Raw genomic sequence first — 16,752 nt, forward strand, 5'->3', positions numbered from 1 at the left:
TCGCCGACCGGTGGGGTCGAACGCGAACCCGGGGTGTCCTGCGTGCTGCGAGCCGGCTAACCGAGCGCCCGCAGACCCGGCACGAAGGTCACCAGGACCGGGATCACCGGCACCAGCGCGGCGGCCGCCGTGAGCCGCAGCCGACGGGCGGGCGGAAGGCGGTCCGGGGGAGTGAGCAACCGGTGGACACGCTGCGGAACATGGGCATGCGGCGTGGGGCAGGGGCCGAACACGCCCCGGTCCTCGTTGAGTTCGACCAGCGCGAGGGCGGTCGTCAGCCGGCCGAAGCGGCGCGAGGCCATGTCGTCCGCGGCGAGTTCGACCAGCCGGTGCATCTCGTGGCGGAACGCCGCGAACACCGGGACCTGCGGAAAGCCGTTGGCCAGCGCGGCCGACGAGTGCAGCAGCCAGTCGTGCCTGGCCTGCGCGTGGCCCTGCTCGTGGGCGAGCACCGCGTCCAGCTGACGTCCCTTGAGGCGGCGCAACGCGGCCGTGGTGATGACCAGTTGGGGTGCCGCCCCCGGCAGCCACCAGGCGTCGGGACGCTCGCCCTCAAGGACGACCAGACGATCGCTGCCGGGCTCCTCGCCGGGCAACACCGGGGCGCGTACGAGGAGTTCGGTCCGCCGACGACGGTGCCGGGACCTGGCCCGGGTGATCTCGCGGGCCAGCATCGCGGCGCTCCAGACGCCACCGAGCGCGAGTGCCACCGCGGTCGTCGCGGCCCAGGGGCCTCCGGCGAGCGCGTAACTCTCCACGACGGCATGCGGGGCGGGGGCGAAGACATGGCCGCGGACGGCCTGCCAGGCGGCCGCCGCACTGAGCGTCATCGACAGCGCGCAGCACAGCAGAACGGCCATCACCACGCACTGCCACACCCACAGGGCGACCACCGGTTCGCGGTCCTGCCAGTCCGTCCGGGCGAGCAGCCGCGGAGCGAGGACGGCGGCCAGGGCGCCGAGCAGCAGCAGTGCCGCGGGGACCATCATGGCTGCAGCCTATGAGCGGGGCACCGCCGACGGATATGGGCTGCCGCGGCAAGTGACGTACACCACGGTTTCGTAAAGCGAGCCCGGGGCCCGGCAGATACCCGTCCGGAGCGTGAGATGCCGCCGGCCCGGAACGTGAGAAGTCGCGGTTCAGAGTGTGAGAAGCATGGCCAGCATCCCGATGCCCATCGAGAGACGGCACGCCCGCGCCAGCTCCAGCCGGTCGCCCCACCCGGCGGCCCGGACGCTCTCTCCGGGGCCACCCCCTGCGACGGCGACCGGCATCAGTCGTGTGCCGGTCCACAGCACATACGCGGTGAAGTACGCGAGAAGTACCCCCGTGAGAATCGGAACCCCTGCGTGCGCCCCGCTCGCCATCACCGCCGCCATGTAGGCCATCGCGAACGCGCCGATCAGATGGTGCAGATGGTGGGCGCTGCTCCGCGCGGCCCACAGAGCGCGCAGCCCGGCCGCCCCGAACACCGCCGCGTAGGCGACCCAGGCCCAGCGCGGAGGTGCGAGAACCGCCGCTGGCACGGCCATCGCGGCCATTCCGAACCCCATCAGCGCCTCGCCGCCCGCGGTGCGGCGCTGTTCCTCGACCCTGCTGCGCATCCGCAGCAGACAGTAGGCCCCGGTCGCCGCGCACAGCGCGACGAGCAGCCAGCCGGGTGACGCAGGACCGTGCACCGCGCACCTCCCCGCTCGACGGTGTCGAACAGTCCGCTCGAAGTGATGCCCGGACAGGGCGGAGCGCAAGCAAGCGCAAGGGTGTAGACGGGGGAGCGTGCGGGAGCGCGGGCGATATCCCCGATATCTTTCACGAGTAAAACACCTGCTAACCTTATCGCCATGAGCAGTGCCGCACCCAGCCCTACCCCCGTACGCCGACTGCCTCTCGCCGGCGTCCTGCGCGTCGGCCGGCCCTCCGACATCTGGTTCAAGCCCGCGCTGAGCGTGGTCGTCGCGGTCGGCGTGCCGAACCTGACGCTGCTGGCGCTCGGCCGGCTGGACCTCGCGATGTACACGATGGCCGGGTCGCTCTGCGCGCTCTACGCCCACAACCTGCCGTACGCGGCCCGTGCCCGGGCCCTTGCCTGGGTCGTGCTCGGCATGCTGACCTCGCTCGCGGTCGCCCTGGTCACGGCGTCGCTCACGTCCTCCGCCGTGATCCTCGTCGCCGTCGGCGCGCTGCTCGCCGCCGCCCAGAAGGTGCTGTGCGACGCGACCCGCATCGGCCCGCCCGGACCGGTGATCTTCGCCTTCATCAGCTCGGCCGCCCTCTTCACCCCGCAGACGCTCGGCCAGGTCCCCGGCCATCTCGCCCTCGCCGCCGCGGCAGGCACCTGGGCATGGCTTGTGGGCATGGCCCCCGGCCTCGTACGACCGCACGGGCCGGAGCGCCGGGCCACGGCACGAGCCCTGAACGCGGCCGCCGCGTACGCCGACACGTACGCCACCGCCACCGCCACCGCCGCCTTTGCCGAGACGTCCGCCGCCGCTTCCCCCACCGCTTCGTCCGGACACGAGCGCGCCAGAGCCGCGGCCGCCGCAGCCGCGGCGGCCGCCGTGCACGCCGCCTGGCAGTCGCTGCTCGCCACCGGTGCCCGTTCGGAGCCCCGACGTGCCCTCGAACGGTTCGTCGTGCGGGCCGAGGTCGCGCTCGCCGCACCCGCCGACACGGATCCCGGACGGCTGCGCTCCTGGGCACGCGACCTGCGCGGAACGCGCCCCGTACCGAGCGTGGACCTGGCATCGGCGGCCGACGACCTCCTCGGCTCGGAGGCCGAACGGGCCGCGGGCAGGCGCCCGTTGGCCGACCGGCTCGGCCCGCTCCTGCCCCTCGCCCTGCGTACCGCGCTCGGCTGTGCCCTCGCCGGTTATGTGTCGCTGGCCCTCGGCGTCGGCCGCCCGTACTGGGCGCTGGTCACCGCCGCGTCGCTCTATCAGGCGAACGTCACGCTGACCTGGAGCCGTGGAGTGCAGCGCGTCGTCGGCAACCTCGTCGGCGTCCTCCTCTTCGCGGCCGTCGCCCCGCTCGCCCACCTCGGCCCCGCCGCCCTCGTCCTGTGCTGCCTCGCCTTCAATTTCGGAGCGGAGGCCCTGATCAGCCGCAACTACTGGCTCGGCAGCATCTGCGTGACCCCGATGGCGCTGCTGATCACCGAGTTCACGGGCTTCCAGCAGCCCGGCGAGCTGATGACGGACCGGATCGTGGACACGGTCGTCGGCGCGCTGGTCGGCTTCGCCGCCGCGGTCGCGGTCACCAACCGGCGGGCCGGAGACCGCATCGAAAATGCCCTCGACTCGGTGGAACGGGCCCAGGAACACGCCGCGCGACTGATCGCCGCCGAGCAGCCGGGTCCGGGCGCCCTGGAGGCCTCCCGGCGTCGGCTGGCCGCGGCGCTCGTCGAACTGCGCGCCACGGCCGATGCCGCCGCGGGCGAGTGGTGGCAGCGCGCCGTGCCGGAGGAGCGGGTGCTGCTGGCCGAGCGGACCGGACACCGTACGCTCGCGACTGCGGTACGACGGCAGGGACTGCACGTTCTGGAGGGCACACGGGCATGACGGCAGCGAACGGGCGGACGGCGGGCGGAGGGGGCGCGGTCCATGGCGGGGCGGCCGGGAGTACGGCTGCGGGGGACACCCTCGCCGCGGTGGTACGGCAGTGGAAGACGGTCCACCCCGACCTCGACACCGGCCCCATGGAGATCATCGGCCGCATCAACCGCTGTGCCGCGCTCCTCCAGCAGGCCGAGGACGCGCCCCTGCGACACGCCGGACTCACCCGCCCAGAGTTCGACCTCCTCGGCGCCCTGCGCCGCACCGGCCTGGAACTGACCCCCGGCGAGCTGGCCCGCGAGACGTTCTCCTCCGGCGCCGCCGTCACCAAGCGGCTCAAGCAGCTGACCGAGCGAGGTCTGGTCGAGCGCCGGGGCGACACCCGCGACCGACGCGTCGCCCATGTGCGCCTCACGGACGCCGGACGCGACCTGGTCGACTCCATCCTGCCCGAGCAGCTCTCGTACGAGACCGCTGTCCTGTCCGGGGTAGACGACACCGTGCAGCGGGAACTCGCCGCGCTGCTGGGAGAGTTGCTGGTCCAGCTGGAGGGCCGGCTGCGCGCCCCGCGCGGCTGACGCCTCGGCGGCGTCAAGCCCTGGCCGATGGCTCCCTAGCCCTCGTCGCCCGCCCGGTAGATGCCGAACACCGCGCCCTGCGGGTCCCGGAGCACCGCGATGCGCGGGCCCTCCGGGACAGACGTGGGCTCCATGAGTACGCCGCCGCCCGCCTGCGTACTCGCCTCGGCGGTGGCCTCGACGTCCTCGACGGCGAAGTACGGCAGCCAGTGCGAGGGCACCTCGTGCGGGAACTTGTCGCCCATCTCCACCATGCCGCCGAAGTCGGCGCCGCCGATGCCCCACTGCGTGTAGTGCTCCGAGGCGTTGACGGTCCAGCCGAACACCGTCGTGTAGAACGCGGTGACCAGGCCGGGGGTACGTGTCATCAGCTCGACCCAGCCGAGCGCGCCGGGGGCGTTGAACAGCCCGGCGCCGGCGAAGGAGCGCGCCTGCCAGAGCTGGAACACCGCGCCGCCCGGGTCGGCCACCACCGCGAAACGTCCCAGGTCGAAGACGTCCATCGGCTCCATGACGACCGCGCCGCCCGCGTCCCGTACCGTCCGCACGGTCGCGTCCGTGTCGGGCACCGCGAACGACACGTTCCAGGCGACCGGCTGCGACTCCTGGAACAGCGGGGTCAGGGCGGCGACCGACGCGTCGCCGAGGTGCGCGAGCGTGTAGCCGCCCGCCTCCGCGCGCGGATCCGTCTCCGGACGCCAGCCGAAGACATCGGAGTAGAACCGCTTGGCCGCCTCCAGGTCACTGGTCCCCAGCTCGGTCCAACAGGGCCCGCCGGGCACGGGCTTGTCCAGTTTCATGGCCGACCTTCCTTCCGGCTTTCCAGCTTTCCAGCTTTCTGGCTTGAGCACGTCACTTTCCTGTGTGAGCACGTCAGGAGCGTGACGGGCCCCTCCTCGCACGCTAGTCCCGGCCACGGGCCCCGGCGAGCCGACGGAAAACCACATGGCGGCGCCACCCGGTGAGGCGTACTCTCGCCCGCGTACCGCACCTCATGGCGGCCTCCTCATGTACACCGATCCGGAGGTCTCCGCATGCCCGCGCTCACGGTGCGTCCCTTCCACCGCGACGACCGCGACCAGCTCACCGAACTCGTCAACGCGCATGTCGCCGCTGTCGTCCCCGGTGTCTCCGTCTCCGTGAACACCGTGCTCAGCGGTATGACACGGCAGCCGGACGAGTTCATCACCGACCCCTGGGTGGCCGAGCGGATCACGCTCGTCGCCGAGCAGCGCCGGTACGTGGTGGCCGGCGCGCATCTTCTGCGCTACCGAGCCGACACCGAGGTCGGTGAGAGCTTCCGGGACGCCGGCGCGATCGACTGGTTCGTCTGCCATCCGCCCGCCTCCTTCTGGCCGGATTCCGACCAGGCCTCCGACCTGCTGATGGCGGCCTGTCTGGCCCAGCTGGCCCGCTGGAACGTCCGCCTCCGTTACGCCGACGGATCCCTGCCCGCACCCGTCGTCTACGGACTGCCACGGCCCTGGCCGCACATCCGCGCCGCCTACGAACGGGCCGGTTTCCGGCACACGGGCGACACCGAGGTCATCCTGATCGCCGACGTGGCGGATCTGCCGTCGTTCACACCCCTGCAGGGAGTCTCCGTCGACCGCACGCTCGGCGAGTGCGGCACCCGCTTCACGGCTCACGCCGACGGGCGCGCACTCGGCTTCATCGAGGTCGACACCGCCCTGGACCGCCCCGAACGGCACTCGCGCAGCGGCGGCCTCGCCGACATCGGCAACCTCCACGTCGAGCACCCGGTGGACGGCCTGGAGAACTGGCTCCTCGCGCAGGCCGCCCACTGGCTGCGGCTCTCAGGAGTACGACGGCTCTTCGCGTACGAGGCCGCCGGCGCCGTGGAAGCGATCGGCAGGCTGACCGGCGCCGGGTTTCGCGAGCTGACCCGCACGGACCGCGGGTGGGAGCACCTTCCGTAGGACACCCCCAGGACATACCAGGGCACCCTCACACGCCGCCGCCGCGCCGCCCGGCCGGCACCGGTGCCGTGCTCGACCGCACGACGAGTTCGGTGGCCAACTCCACCCGGGGCGAGTCGAGTTCCTCGCCCCGGGTGAGCTTCAGGACCGTACGGACCGCGAGTTTGCCCATCTCGGCGAGGGGCTGGCGGACCGTGGTGAGCGGGGGAGCCGACCAGCGGACTTCCGGAAGGTCGTCGAAACCCACCACGCTCATGTCCTCCGGGACACGAAGTCCCCGTCGCCGCAGTGCCTCGACCGCGCCCATCGCCATCTGGTCGCTCGCGGCGAACAGCGCCGTGGGCGGCTCGGCGAGGTCGAGGAGGGCGTTGCAGCCGGTGAAGCCGGACTCCTGGTAGAAGTCGCCGGGCACGATCAGCGAGGCGTCGACGGCGATCCCGGCACGGTCAAGGGCCGCCCGGTAGCCGTGGAGGCGGGCCCGGGAGCAGAGCAGCCGGGGCGGACCCGCGACGAATCCGATCCTGCGATGGCCGAGCCGCAGCAGATGCTCGGTGGCGGCCATCCCGCCCGCCCAGTTCGTCGCCCCGACCGTCGGCACGTCCAGCGTGGGGGAGCCCGCCGGGTCGATCACCACGAGAGGCACGCCGAGGCGGCGCAGTTCCTCGTGCAGAACCGGTTCCAGGACGGAGGTGACCAGGACGACACCGTCCGAGGCGCGGGCCCGCAGGTTCGTCATCCACTGGCGTGCGTCGCCCGAGCGGTTGTGGATCGCCGAGACGACCGTGCCGATGCCCGCCGCGTGCGCGACCTCCTCCACACCGCGGATGATCTCCACGGCCCAGGGGCTGTCGAGGTCGTTGAAGACCAGGTCGAGCAGCGCGGCGCGGGTGCGTGAGACGGCCGGCTTTCTGCGGTAACCGTGTTGGTGCAGCAGGTCCTCGACCCGGGCCCGGGTTCCGGGCGCCACGTCCGACCGGCCGTTGACCACCCGCGACACGGTCGGTACGGAGACACCGGCCTCCCGGGCGATCTCCGTGATCGTGACCTTGCCCCGGCCCTCCCGCAGCGCCCTGTCCCCGGCGTCCCCCACGGTCAACTGCCCCACCTCCGTTGACGGTTACCACGTACGCCTCTACCGTTCCGGACGCACTCTCGAAACTTTGCAGAAGTCCTCCGGAAATTCCGGGATCGACGTGAAGCCATCATGAGAGGGACGTCCATGAAGCTCCAGAGCTTACGCAGAGCCGCGTCGGTGACCCTGGCCGCGGCGTCGCTCGTGATCGGGGGAGCCGTCTCCGGTCACACGGCGGACGGGTCGGGGCAGGCCGACGGTTCGGGACGGGCCGGCGGCTCGGGCCAACAGGCCGCCGCCGCACCCGTGTTGCGGGACCTCGCCGCTGCCAAGGGCATCTACTACGGGACGGCCGTCACGGCCTCCAAGCTGACCGGCACGTACGGCACGATCGTCGGCGAGCAGTTCGACTCGATCACGCCGGGCAACGAGATGAAGTGGGGCTCGGTCGAACCGACCCGCGGCAGCTTCAACTGGTCGGGCGCCGACGCCGTCGTGAACTACGCCGAGGCGCACGCGCAGAAGGTCCGCGGCCACACCCTGGTCTGGCACAGCCAACTGCCGAACTAGGTCAGCAACGGCAGCTGGACCGCCGACAGCCTGCGCACCGTCATGACCGACCACATCGCCACCGAGGCAGGCCGCTACAAGGGCCGCATCGACCACTGGGACGTGGTCAACGAGCCGTTCAACGAGGACGGCACCCGACGCCAGTCGGTCTTCCAGACGGCGATCGGCGACTCGTACATCGCCGACGCGCTGCGGGCGGCCCGCGCCGCCGACCCGGCAGCGAAGCTGTACGTCAACGACTACAACGTCGAGGGTGTCAACGCGAAGAGCACCGCTCTCTACAACCTGGTCAAGTCCCTCAAGGAGCAGGGTGTTCCGATCGACGGTGTCGGACTGCAGGCCCATCTGATCCTCGGCCAGGTGCCGTCCACCATGCAGGCCAACATTCAGCGCTTCGCCGACCTCGGCGTGGATGTCGCGATCACCGAGCTCGACATCCGCACGACGGTCCCGCCGACCAGTGCCCAACTCGCCCAGCAGAAGGCCGAGTACAAGGCCGTCACCGCCGCCTGCGTCGCCGTGGCACGCTGCGAGGGCGTAACCGTCTGGGGCTTCACCGACTCCGACTCATGGATCCCCGACGTGTTCCCCGGCTACGGAGCGGCGACCCCGTACGACGAGAACTTCCAGCCGAAGCCCGCCTATTACGGCATCGCCGAGGCGCTGGGCTGGACCGACGGCGGTACGAACCCACCGGCGGGCGCCTGCGGGGTGACATACGCCGTGCAGAGCCAGTGGAACACCGGCTTCACCGCGCAGGTGACCATCAGGAACACGAGCACGGCCGCCGTCAACGGCTGGGCCCTGGCGTGGAGTTGGCCCGCCGGGCAGAGCGTGACGCAGGCCTGGAACGCCAGCGTCACCCAGTCGGGCTCCGCGGTCTCCGCGGCCAACGCCACCTACAACGCGGCGATCGCGCCCGGTGCTTCGGTCACCTTCGGCTTCAACGGTTCCTGGTCGGGCGGCAACGCCGCACCCACCGCCTTCACCCTCAACGGAACGGCCTGCGCGCTGTCCTAGAGGGCGGGGTGCCTTGCTCCTGGCGCACCGGGTGCCGGCGGGAGTCGCCCGCCGGCACCGGTCATCAGTTGAACTGCCCTGATCGGGTGGAGAGTTGAGCGGACGACGGGGTGGCGGACACCGTGGCGCTCGCGTCCACTCCTCCGAAAGGCCGGAGTACCTGCGGCGGTACGGCCCCCTGATCGCGGAGACTGGGTGCCGTTCCGTCCCACCAGTCCGAGTTGCCGTCCTCGATACAGCGCAGCAGAACCCCTTCGCGCAGCGCCCACGGGCAGAGGGTCATCTCGTCGATGCCCATCAGCTTCATCGTGGTGTGCGCGACGATCGCCCCGGCCAGGGACTGACCGGCCCGCGCGGGGGAGATGCCGGGCAGGAGGGCACGATCGGCGGCGGGCAGCACCGAAAGCCGCTCGACGGCCACGCGGAGATCGGTACGGGTGATACCGCGCGGAGTGAAGGGCCCCGACCGGCCCGGGGCCGCGCCGCACAGCCGGCCCAGTTGCTGGAGCGTGCGCGAGGTCGCGACCGTCGTCCGGGGCGCCTCCCAGCGGATACGGGCGGCGACGTCACGCAGCTGGTGGCGTACGTGCCGACGCAGCAGCTTGGCCCTGCGGAGCGAGGGCGGGTCCTGGCCGCGGAAGAACTCACGGGTCAGCCGGCTGGCCCCCAGCGGCAGCGAGATCGCGAAGTCCGGCAGCTTGCTCCGGCCGAACGCCACCTCCAGCGTGCCGCCCCCGATGTCCAGCATGGCCAGTGGCCCCGCGCGCCAGCCCATCCAGCGCCGCGCCGCCAGGAAGGTCAGCTCCGCCTCGACCTCGCCGGGGAGCACATGCAGCGGCACTTCCGCCTCCGCGGTGACCCGCTCCAGGATCTCGGCGCGGTTCGGGGCGTCCCGCACGATCGCCGTGGCGAAGGCGAAGGGCTGGGTCACCCCCCACCGGCTGCCTTCCACCCGGGCCTCCGCCACCGCCTCCACCAGCCGGTTCACCTGTTCCTCGGGCAGATGGCCACCCCGCTCGACATGGTCGGAGAGCCTCAGCCGGCGCTTGGCCGTGTGCACAGGGAGCGGAACGGCTCCGTCCGTCTCCGCGATGACGAGTCCTACGGTGTTCGAGCCGACGTCCAGTACACCCATACGCATCCCCTCCCCGTACCCTTGGCGGCCCTCTGCACACCGTCGCGGGAACACCGAGCAGGCCCTGTTTGAGCAGGTATGGGTGGGTACTATGCCTTTATGGACAGCTTCGGCAGGGAGATAGCCATCCCGCACGAAGTCGTGGCCGGTTCGGCACCCTTCGTGGTGGGACTTCTGATCACGGCGATGCTGGTCGTCGCGGTGTGGTGGGGGATGCGGGTGCGCGCCCGGGAACCGGGTCCACCGCGCCCCGAGGACCACCCCCATCTGCCCGAGGGCGGCGCGGTCCACGAGATCAGCGAGATGCGCGAGCCCGACGAGATGCCGCAGAACGGCAGGGTCCTCACCCCGCACGAGCTGCACGGCAACGTCTCCTCGCGCCGCGCAAAGGACCAGACACGACCGATCTGGGGCCGCAACAGCAGCGGCGGCTTCGGCAGCGGCGGCCTGGGCCACCACTGAGGGACTGGGCCATCACAGAGCGGCTGGACCACCGCTGAGGGGCGCGGGCAGAGGGCCCCTGTTCCGTTCCGTCGTCCTCACGCCCGCCCCGGCAGCTCGCACACGACGATCCCCTTCTCCAGCAGGCTGCCCATGATCAGCATGCCGTCGTGCTCGCACACGCTGGTCACCATCCGGTAGCCCGCCCTGCGGCGCCTGAGGTCGTGGCGGACGCGCCCGCCCGGGCCGATGCCCAGCACCCGGGCGACTGGACGAGGGCGGATCGGCAGCGGCCGGGCGGCTCGCCACGCCGCCCGCCGGGCGCTCGCGGGCGCCCGGCGCAGCCAGTCGAGCGGCCGCTGCCGCGGACCCGCCAGGGCGATCCACACCGTGCCGTCCGCGCCACGGGAGAGGTTGTCCGGGAAACCTGGGAGGTTCTCGACCAGGGTGTCGCGCTGTCCGGCCCGCGGCCCGGACAGCCACAGCCGGGTGAGACGGTACGCACCGGTCTCGGCCACGGCGACCCAGGACTCGTCCTCCGCCAGCACGACTCCGTTCGCGAAGTCCAGGTCGTCCAGCAGGACCTCGGGCTCGCCACCGCCGGGCGGGAGCCGCAGCAGGCGTCCCGTCGCCGTCTGCTCCATCAGGTCGCCGAGCCACTCGTGAAGCCCGAAACGCCTGCTGGAGGCCGTGAAGTACACCGTGCCGTCCGCCGCCGCGGCCGCGTTGCTGCAGAACGTCAACGGCTCACCCGCCACACGGTCGACCAGAACCTCGACCCTCCCCGCGGAAGAGGAAGGGAGAGAGCCGGCAGAGGTCCCGGAGTCGGTCTCCGGAGTGACCCGCAGCAGCCCCCGCTCCGCGTCGCACACCAACAAACGCCCGTCCGGCAGGACTTCGAGTCCCAGCGGACGCCCTCCCGTCCGGGCGATCTGCTCCACACGGGCGGGGCTGCGCGGCCGGACGCGGAGGATGCGGCCGTCGGCCACGCCCGTGATCACGCGGCCCTCATGGTCGACGACGACATCCTCGGGACCCGTGCCACCGAGAGGGATCGGACGAAGGGGCGGCAGGACGCCGGGCCCCGCGGTGCGGGCTGTCACGGAGAGTCGCGGTGTCATGAAGAGCGTTCTGCCCGTATGAGACGCCACAACTCCTCGACGCCTCGATGCGCCCTCCTGCAGCTCCCCAAGGAACCACGAGATACGCGCTCGCCGCAGGCGTCGCCGGAGCGTGGTCAGGGACAGTCCGGCCGTTCGGCCGTCAGCGGTTCCGCAGAGCCTTGATCAGCTCGTCCTTCGACATAGACGAGCGGCCCTCGACACCGACCTTCTTCGCCTGCTCGTACAGATCCCGCTTCGACCGGTCCTCGTACGAGCCGCTCGTGCCGCCCTTGCGCGAGGAGGATTTCGGACTGTTGGCGATCCGAGCGGCCTTCTCCTTGCCCGCGCCCTCGCGGCGCAGCGCCTGGTAGGTCTTCTCGTCCTTGATCTGCGGCCTGGGCATGGCTTCCCTTCCTCCGCTCGTCCAGGGTCGTCCGGGGACCGAACCGCCGCGCGGCGCGACTCGTTGCGCCACCCGGCGGGGCACGTTTCGGGTACCCCCGACCGGCCACTCGGAACACATGACGCACATCGGACACACGATGACGACCGAGCAGGCCGGCCCCCGTGACCTCGTACAACCACCACGATCCCTCTCATGACGTACGTGACCTGTCCGACGACCCGCTACCACCCGGCGGTCGTCGCCCAGAAGGCCGCCACCACGCAGCTGCTCGCCGAGGGCCGCTTCCGGCTGGGACTCGGGTCCGGCGAGAACCTCAACGAACACGTGGTGGGCGGCGGCTGGCCCGCCGCGCACGTACGGCTGGAGATGCTGGAAGAGGCCGTGGAGATCATCCGCGCGCTCTTCGACGGCAAGAACGTCAACCACCACGGCCCGCACTTCGACGTGGAGAACGCCCGGCTCTTCGACCTGCCGGACGAGCCGACCCCGATCGGCATCGCCGTCGCGGGTGAACGCTCCTGCGCCCCCGCCGGCCGCCTCGCCGACCTGTTGATCGCCACCGAGCCGAAGGCCGAACTGGTCGACTCATTCGAACGGCACGGCGGCAGTGGCAAGCCCAAGGTGGGCCAGCTGCCCGTCTGTTACGACCCCGACAGGGATGCCGCGGTCCGGCGGGCCCACGAACAGTTCCGCTGGTCGCTGGGTGGCTGGCCGGTCAACTCCGAACTGCCCGGCCCGGCGAGCTTCGACACGGCACCCGGCACACCCGGCCCGAGGACGTCGCGGAGTCGATCCCGTGCGGCGACGACGTCGACACCTTCGTCGAGGCCGTACGCCCTTATGTCACCGCCGACTTCACCGAGATGGCCCTGGTCCAGGTCGGCGGCGACCACCAACTCCCCTTCCTGGACTGGGCCGAGAAGAAACTGCTCCCCGCACTGAAGGACCTCTGAGGGGCCGCTGAACGACCCCTGAAGGGACCTCTGGGCGGACGACCGAAGGGACGATCATGGCCATCGCCACGTACACCCTCGTAGCCCTGGACTGCCCGGACCCACCCGCCCTCGCCGAGTTCTACGCGGGCGTGCTCGGCGGCGAGGTCAAGCAGTACGACGACGACTGGTACGACCTCCACGTGCCCGGCGGCCACCGCATCTCCTTCCAGCGGGCCCCGGGCCACCGCCCGCCGGACTGGCCGCGCGCCGACGGCAACTCCCAGCAACTGCACCTCGATTTCCTCGTGCCGGACATCGACGCGGCCGAGCCGCAGGTGCTGGCCCTCGGCGCCACCCCGCTCGATCTGGACGACGAGGGCGGCACCCGCAGGTTCCGCGTGTACGCGGACCCGGCCGGCCACCCGTTCTGCCTCTGCTGGGAGTGACGCCAAGGGCGGTCCGCGCAGAGCCTCCGCGCAGGGCTTCCGCGTAGAGCCTTCGCTCAGGGCCGGTACCGCAGCGGATGGTCCGCAGGTACCTCCACCACCACGATCTCGGTGCCGTCAGGATCCGCGAGCCACATCTCGATCAGCCCCCACGGCTCCTTCACCGGCGGCCGGCGCACCTCGACGCCCGCGGCCACGAGTTCCTCGTACGCCGCTGTGACGTCCGCGACCTGGAGCCACAACTTGACGGCGGGGGAGGGGGGTTCCTCGGAGCGGCCCGCGACCTCCAGAAAGCCGCCGCCCAGGAAGTAGACCGTGCCGCGCTCGGGACCCGTACCGAACTCGCGATAGACGGGCAGGCCCAGCTTCTCGCCGTAGAAGGCGCGGGAACGCTCAGGGTCGGTGGGTCGGAGCAAGGTCCGGCTGCTCAGTACATGCACCATGCGCCCGGAGCCTAGTAGGAGGGTTACGCTCGGCGGTGCCCGAGCCGCGCCCGAGATCGGAGAACCGCTCCATGGACACCGCCGCCACCGGACTGACGTTCCGCGACGCCACCGACGCCGACGTGGACGCCCTCGTCGTGCTGATCGAGTCGGCCTACCGGGGAGACTCCAGCCGCACCGGGTGGACCACCGAGGCGGACATCCTGGAAGGCCAGCGGACCGACCCGGAGGGCGTGCGCGCGGTCATCAAGTCCTCCGACAGCCGTCTGCTGACCGTCGAGCGCGACGGCACGGTGGTCGCCTGCTGCCAGCTCGAACACCGCGGCGACCACGCCTACTTCGGGATGTTCGCGGTCAGCCCCGCACTCCAGGGCGCCGGCCTCGGCAAGGTGATCATCGCCGAGGCGGAGCGGTTCGCCCGCGAGACCTGGGCCGTCAAGGAGATGCACATGACCGTGATCTCCGTACGCGAGGACCTCATCGCCTGGTACGAGCGGCGCGGTTACCGCCGTACGGGAGAGATGACCCCCTTCCCGTACGGCGACGAGCGGTTCGGCATCCCGCAGCGCGACGATCTGCGCTTCGAGCTCCTGGTGAAGCCGCTCGCATAATCGTTCCGCCGCGTGGTCCGGCCGTTACGCCGTGAAGCGGCCGGTGCGCTTGATCTCCGGATAGTCGGTGGTCGCGCCGTCCAGCTCCAGGGCGCGTACGAGGCGCAGATGGTCCTGGGTGTTCACGACCCAGCCGATGATCCGCAGGTCCGCCTTGCGGGCGCGCTCGACGACCTCCAGGGTCAGGCGCCGGATGTTCAGGACGAGACTCGTGGCGCCGACCGCGGTGGCCCGCTCGACGACATCGATGCCATAGCGGCTGGCGACCAGCGCCGTGCGGACACCGGGGACGAGCCGCGCGATCTCGGCGATGGCCTCGTCGTGGAACGACAGGACCTCGACCCTGCCGACCAGATCGCGCCGGTTCATGACCTCCGCCAGCGCCCGGGCGGCGGCCACGTCCTTGATCTCGGCCTGCAGCGGCGCCGTGACGGCGTCCAGGACCTCCTCGAACACCGGGATGCGCTCACCGCGGCCGGCGTCCAGCACCCGCAGCTCGGCGAGGGTCTTCTCGGCGATCGGCCCCGAGCCGTCGGTCGTACGGTCCACGTCGGCGTCGTGCATGACGACGAGCGCGCCGTCCTTGCTCAGATGCAGATCGAGTTCGATCAGGTCCAGGCCGGCCTGCTGGGCGGCGATGAAGGAACGGAGGGTGTTCTCGGGTTCGACACCCATGATTCCGCGGTGCCCGATGGTGAGAAAGTTCAAGGCTGACTCCGCTTCCGTCGACGGCGGCTTGGCTGCCGCGTGCTGCGGTCCCGTGCCCACGCGGCAAGGCCGCAGCCTAATCGCCCGGCCCGGCGTTGAACCCGCTCCGGCAGCGGCCAATGAGGCCTTCCAGCGGCGAGAACAGGCCGTGCCGGGCTCCTCCCGCCTCACTCCTGCGTGGGCGAGTCCCGAGTCGGTTGACCGAACTTCGGCGGCTACCCAGCAATCGGCGGAAGTATTCGTCCCCGTGGCGTCCGGCAGGAAAAAGAGCGGTGAAGATGAGGGGAGGCAGGATAATCTCCCGAGTCTCCACTTGTGGCGGAGAACCCTGCGCGCATACGGTGTCCATACGCGAGGTTCTCCCGTGGAGGATGGGTCATGACGGAAATTCTTGTGCAGGTGGGTACGGAGGAGCAGGCTCCTCCCCAGGACAGGGTGGTGGAGCACCCGGCTTGGCCCGTGCTCAAGGATGCCGTGGAGCGGATCCGGCCATGGCAGTCCAAGGACGGTTCGGTCGACTTCGACGCCGAGGGTGCCCCGGATCAGGCCGAAGCCGGTCTCACCGTGCGCCGTGTCATCGACGCGGTCGAGGAGCTCTCCCCCCTCCTTCCGCACGACGCCGCCTACCACGAGGCGCTGGTCAAGGACCTGCACCGCTGGGCGGAGGGCGGCTTCCAGGTCCCCGACTTCCTCGACTCCCTGCTGGCCTTCCAGCCCGCCGCGCACCGCGAGGACGGGCTCCAGCACCTGGTCGTCTTCCCGATGTACACGCAGAACGGCAATCCGGACCGCAACTTCGAGGCGATCGTCCTGCGCATGGTCTGGCCCGAGTGGCTGGCCGATCTTGAGCGCACCCGCTACGACAACCCGTTGTTCTGCGGCATCACGTTCGAGGACTTCACGGCCGGCTACGACACCAACTCGGCCGTCCTCTTCCCGGAGACCATCGCCGTGCGCGAGGCGCCGGAGCGATTCTCCTGGGGCGGTATCTTCTGCGACCGCGAGGCCGCCCGCTTCCGCAAGGTCACCGAGGCCGCCGTCGGCACGCTCGGCCTCGAACTGCCCGACGACATCCGCGAGATGGTCGGCGACCAGGCGCGCTGCGAGCAGGCCTTCGTGCTGTGGGACATGGTCCACGACCGCACCCACAGCCACGGCGACCTGCCCTTCGACCCCTTCATGATCAAGCAGCGCCAGCCGTTCTGGATGTACGGCCTGGAGGAGCTGCGCTGCGACCTCACCGCCTTCAAGGAGGCCGTGAAGCTGGAGGCCGACGGCTTCCCGCAGGGCCGTGACGTGCAGTACGCGGTGCTGTTCGACCGCCTGTTCCGCTTCCCCGTGACCGGCGACCGCGTCCGCAACTACGACGGGCTCGGCGGCCAGCTGCTCTTCGCCTACCTGCACAAGCACGACGTCGTCCGCTGGACCGACAACAAGCTGCACATCGACTGGCAGCGCGCCCCGCAGGTCACCAACCAGCTGTGCGCCGAGATCGAGAAGCTGTACCGCGACGGCATCGACCGTCCGAAGCTGGTCCACTGGTTCGCCGCGTACGACATGGTGTCCCAGTACCTCGCGCCGCACCCGGGATCCCGCTGGGCCAAGGGCCCGGACGCCCTCGATCTGAACCAGCCGCCGCGAAAGCTCGTGGACGACGTGCTTCCTGACGAGTTTCCCCTGAGCATGTTCTATGAGGCCCTCTCCAAGAAGCTGAAGAACGTGATCGCCTCCACCAAGGGGATCACGGCGGAGAGTGCCGAGCGGGTGGCCGCGTGAGCGACCGCGCCAAAAAC

The 16,752-nt window shown here is 71.1% G+C and carries 16 protein-coding genes and 2 pseudogenes; 9 read left to right on the forward strand and 9 right to left on the reverse strand.

The window, feature by feature from the left end; all coding sequences use genetic code 11:
* Positions 1-56: 56 nt before the first annotated feature.
* Positions 57-989, reverse strand: coding sequence for a M56 family metallopeptidase (locus JEQ17_RS42045; protein WP_200400159.1), 933 nt, complete (start codon positions 987-989; stop codon positions 57-59).
* Positions 990-1,139: 150 nt separating this feature from the next.
* On the reverse strand, positions 1,140-1,679 hold the full coding sequence (locus tag JEQ17_RS42050; protein WP_200400160.1) for a DUF5134 domain-containing protein: 540 nt from the start codon (positions 1,677-1,679) through the stop codon (positions 1,140-1,142).
* 162 nt (positions 1,680-1,841) lie between these two features.
* Between JEQ17_RS42050 and JEQ17_RS42055 the strand changes: the two genes are divergently transcribed.
* Positions 1,842-3,557, forward strand: a complete 1,716-nt coding sequence (locus JEQ17_RS42055) for an FUSC family protein (RefSeq protein WP_200400161.1) — start codon at positions 1,842-1,844, stop codon at positions 3,555-3,557.
* Positions 3,554-4,129, forward strand: coding sequence for a MarR family winged helix-turn-helix transcriptional regulator (locus JEQ17_RS42060; RefSeq protein ID WP_200400162.1), 576 nt, complete (start codon positions 3,554-3,556; stop codon positions 4,127-4,129). The genes JEQ17_RS42055 and JEQ17_RS42060 overlap by 4 nt, the downstream gene beginning before the upstream one ends.
* A 35-nt stretch (positions 4,130-4,164) precedes the next feature.
* Here JEQ17_RS42060 and JEQ17_RS42065 read toward each other — a convergent pair whose 3' ends face one another.
* Entirely contained in the window at positions 4,165-4,929 is a 765-nt protein-coding gene (locus tag JEQ17_RS42065) for a VOC family protein (RefSeq protein ID WP_200400163.1), read from the reverse strand.
* 234 nt (positions 4,930-5,163) lie between these two features.
* Here JEQ17_RS42065 and JEQ17_RS42070 point away from each other — a divergent pair, with 234 nt between their 5' ends.
* A complete protein-coding gene (locus JEQ17_RS42070; protein ID WP_200400164.1) occupies positions 5,164-6,069 on the forward strand; it encodes an N-acetyltransferase in 906 nt (301 codons plus the stop codon).
* 28 nt (positions 6,070-6,097) lie between these two features.
* Here the strand turns inward: JEQ17_RS42070 and JEQ17_RS42075 are convergent, their stop codons facing one another.
* Positions 6,098-7,165 (reverse strand): LacI family DNA-binding transcriptional regulator, encoded by a 1,068-nt coding sequence (locus JEQ17_RS42075; RefSeq protein ID WP_234048569.1) that lies wholly within the window; start codon positions 7,163-7,165, stop codon positions 6,098-6,100.
* 123 nt (positions 7,166-7,288) lie between these two features.
* Here JEQ17_RS42075 and JEQ17_RS42080 point away from each other — a divergent pair.
* Positions 7,289-8,731 (forward strand): annotated as a pseudogene (locus JEQ17_RS42080) (endo-1,4-beta-xylanase).
* 64 nt (positions 8,732-8,795) lie between these two features.
* On the opposite strand, the gene JEQ17_RS42085 reads toward JEQ17_RS42080, so the two are convergent.
* Positions 8,796-9,872: a Ppx/GppA phosphatase family protein gene (locus JEQ17_RS42085; protein ID WP_200400165.1), complete on the reverse strand. Its 1,077-nt coding sequence runs from the start codon at positions 9,870-9,872 to the stop codon at positions 8,796-8,798.
* Positions 9,873-9,965: 93 nt separating this feature from the next.
* On the opposite strand from JEQ17_RS42085, the gene JEQ17_RS42090 reads away from it, so the two are divergent.
* Positions 9,966-10,328: a DUF6479 family protein gene (locus JEQ17_RS42090; RefSeq protein ID WP_200400166.1), complete on the forward strand. Its 363-nt coding sequence runs from the start codon at positions 9,966-9,968 to the stop codon at positions 10,326-10,328.
* A gap of 77 nt (positions 10,329-10,405) precedes the next feature.
* Here JEQ17_RS42090 and JEQ17_RS42095 read toward each other — a convergent pair whose 3' ends face one another.
* Together JEQ17_RS42095 and JEQ17_RS42100 are read right to left on the reverse strand one after the other, a co-directional pair.
* On the reverse strand, positions 10,406-11,428 hold the full coding sequence (locus JEQ17_RS42095; RefSeq protein ID WP_200400167.1) for an SMP-30/gluconolactonase/LRE family protein: 1,023 nt from the start codon (positions 11,426-11,428) through the stop codon (positions 10,406-10,408).
* Positions 11,429-11,570: 142 nt separating this feature from the next.
* The gene (locus JEQ17_RS42100) at positions 11,571-11,813 is read right to left on the reverse strand and encodes a DUF7218 family protein (protein ID WP_200400168.1); all 243 of its coding nucleotides are present in this window, start codon (positions 11,811-11,813) and stop codon (positions 11,571-11,573) included.
* Between the two features lie 171 nt (positions 11,814-11,984).
* On the opposite strand from JEQ17_RS42100, the pseudogene JEQ17_RS42105 reads away from it, so the two are divergent.
* Both JEQ17_RS42105 and JEQ17_RS42110 read left to right on the forward strand, forming a co-directional pair.
* A pseudogene (locus JEQ17_RS42105) lies at positions 11,985-12,769 on the forward strand (TIGR03557 family F420-dependent LLM class oxidoreductase); the annotation flags it as partial.
* 56 nt (positions 12,770-12,825) lie between these two features.
* Positions 12,826-13,197, forward strand: a complete 372-nt coding sequence (locus JEQ17_RS42110; RefSeq protein WP_200400169.1) for a VOC family protein — start codon at positions 12,826-12,828, stop codon at positions 13,195-13,197.
* A 56-nt stretch (positions 13,198-13,253) separates the two neighbouring features.
* Here the strand turns inward: JEQ17_RS42110 and JEQ17_RS42115 are convergent, their stop codons facing one another.
* Positions 13,254-13,640 (reverse strand): VOC family protein, encoded by a 387-nt coding sequence (locus tag JEQ17_RS42115; protein ID WP_200400170.1) that lies wholly within the window; start codon positions 13,638-13,640, stop codon positions 13,254-13,256.
* A 35-nt stretch (positions 13,641-13,675) separates the two neighbouring features.
* On the opposite strand from JEQ17_RS42115, the gene JEQ17_RS42120 reads away from it, so the two are divergent.
* Positions 13,676-14,251 (forward strand): GNAT family N-acetyltransferase, encoded by a 576-nt coding sequence (locus tag JEQ17_RS42120; RefSeq protein WP_383380007.1) that lies wholly within the window; start codon positions 13,676-13,678, stop codon positions 14,249-14,251.
* A 24-nt stretch (positions 14,252-14,275) separates the two neighbouring features.
* Here the strand turns inward: JEQ17_RS42120 and JEQ17_RS42125 are convergent, their stop codons facing one another.
* Positions 14,276-14,959 carry a glycerophosphodiester phosphodiesterase gene (locus JEQ17_RS42125; RefSeq protein WP_189842207.1) on the reverse strand — a complete coding sequence of 228 codons (684 nt, stop codon included), beginning with the start codon at positions 14,957-14,959 and terminating at the stop codon, positions 14,276-14,278.
* A gap of 378 nt (positions 14,960-15,337) precedes the next feature.
* On the opposite strand from JEQ17_RS42125, the gene JEQ17_RS42130 reads away from it, so the two are divergent.
* Complete coding sequence (locus JEQ17_RS42130) at positions 15,338-16,735, forward strand: DUF6421 family protein (protein WP_200400172.1); 1,398 nt, start codon at positions 15,338-15,340, stop codon at positions 16,733-16,735.
* Positions 16,736-16,752: the final 17 nt, after the last annotated feature.

Source organism: Streptomyces liliifuscus (assembly GCF_016598615.1).
Taxonomy (GTDB): domain Bacteria; phylum Actinomycetota; class Actinomycetes; order Streptomycetales; family Streptomycetaceae; genus Streptomyces; species Streptomyces liliifuscus.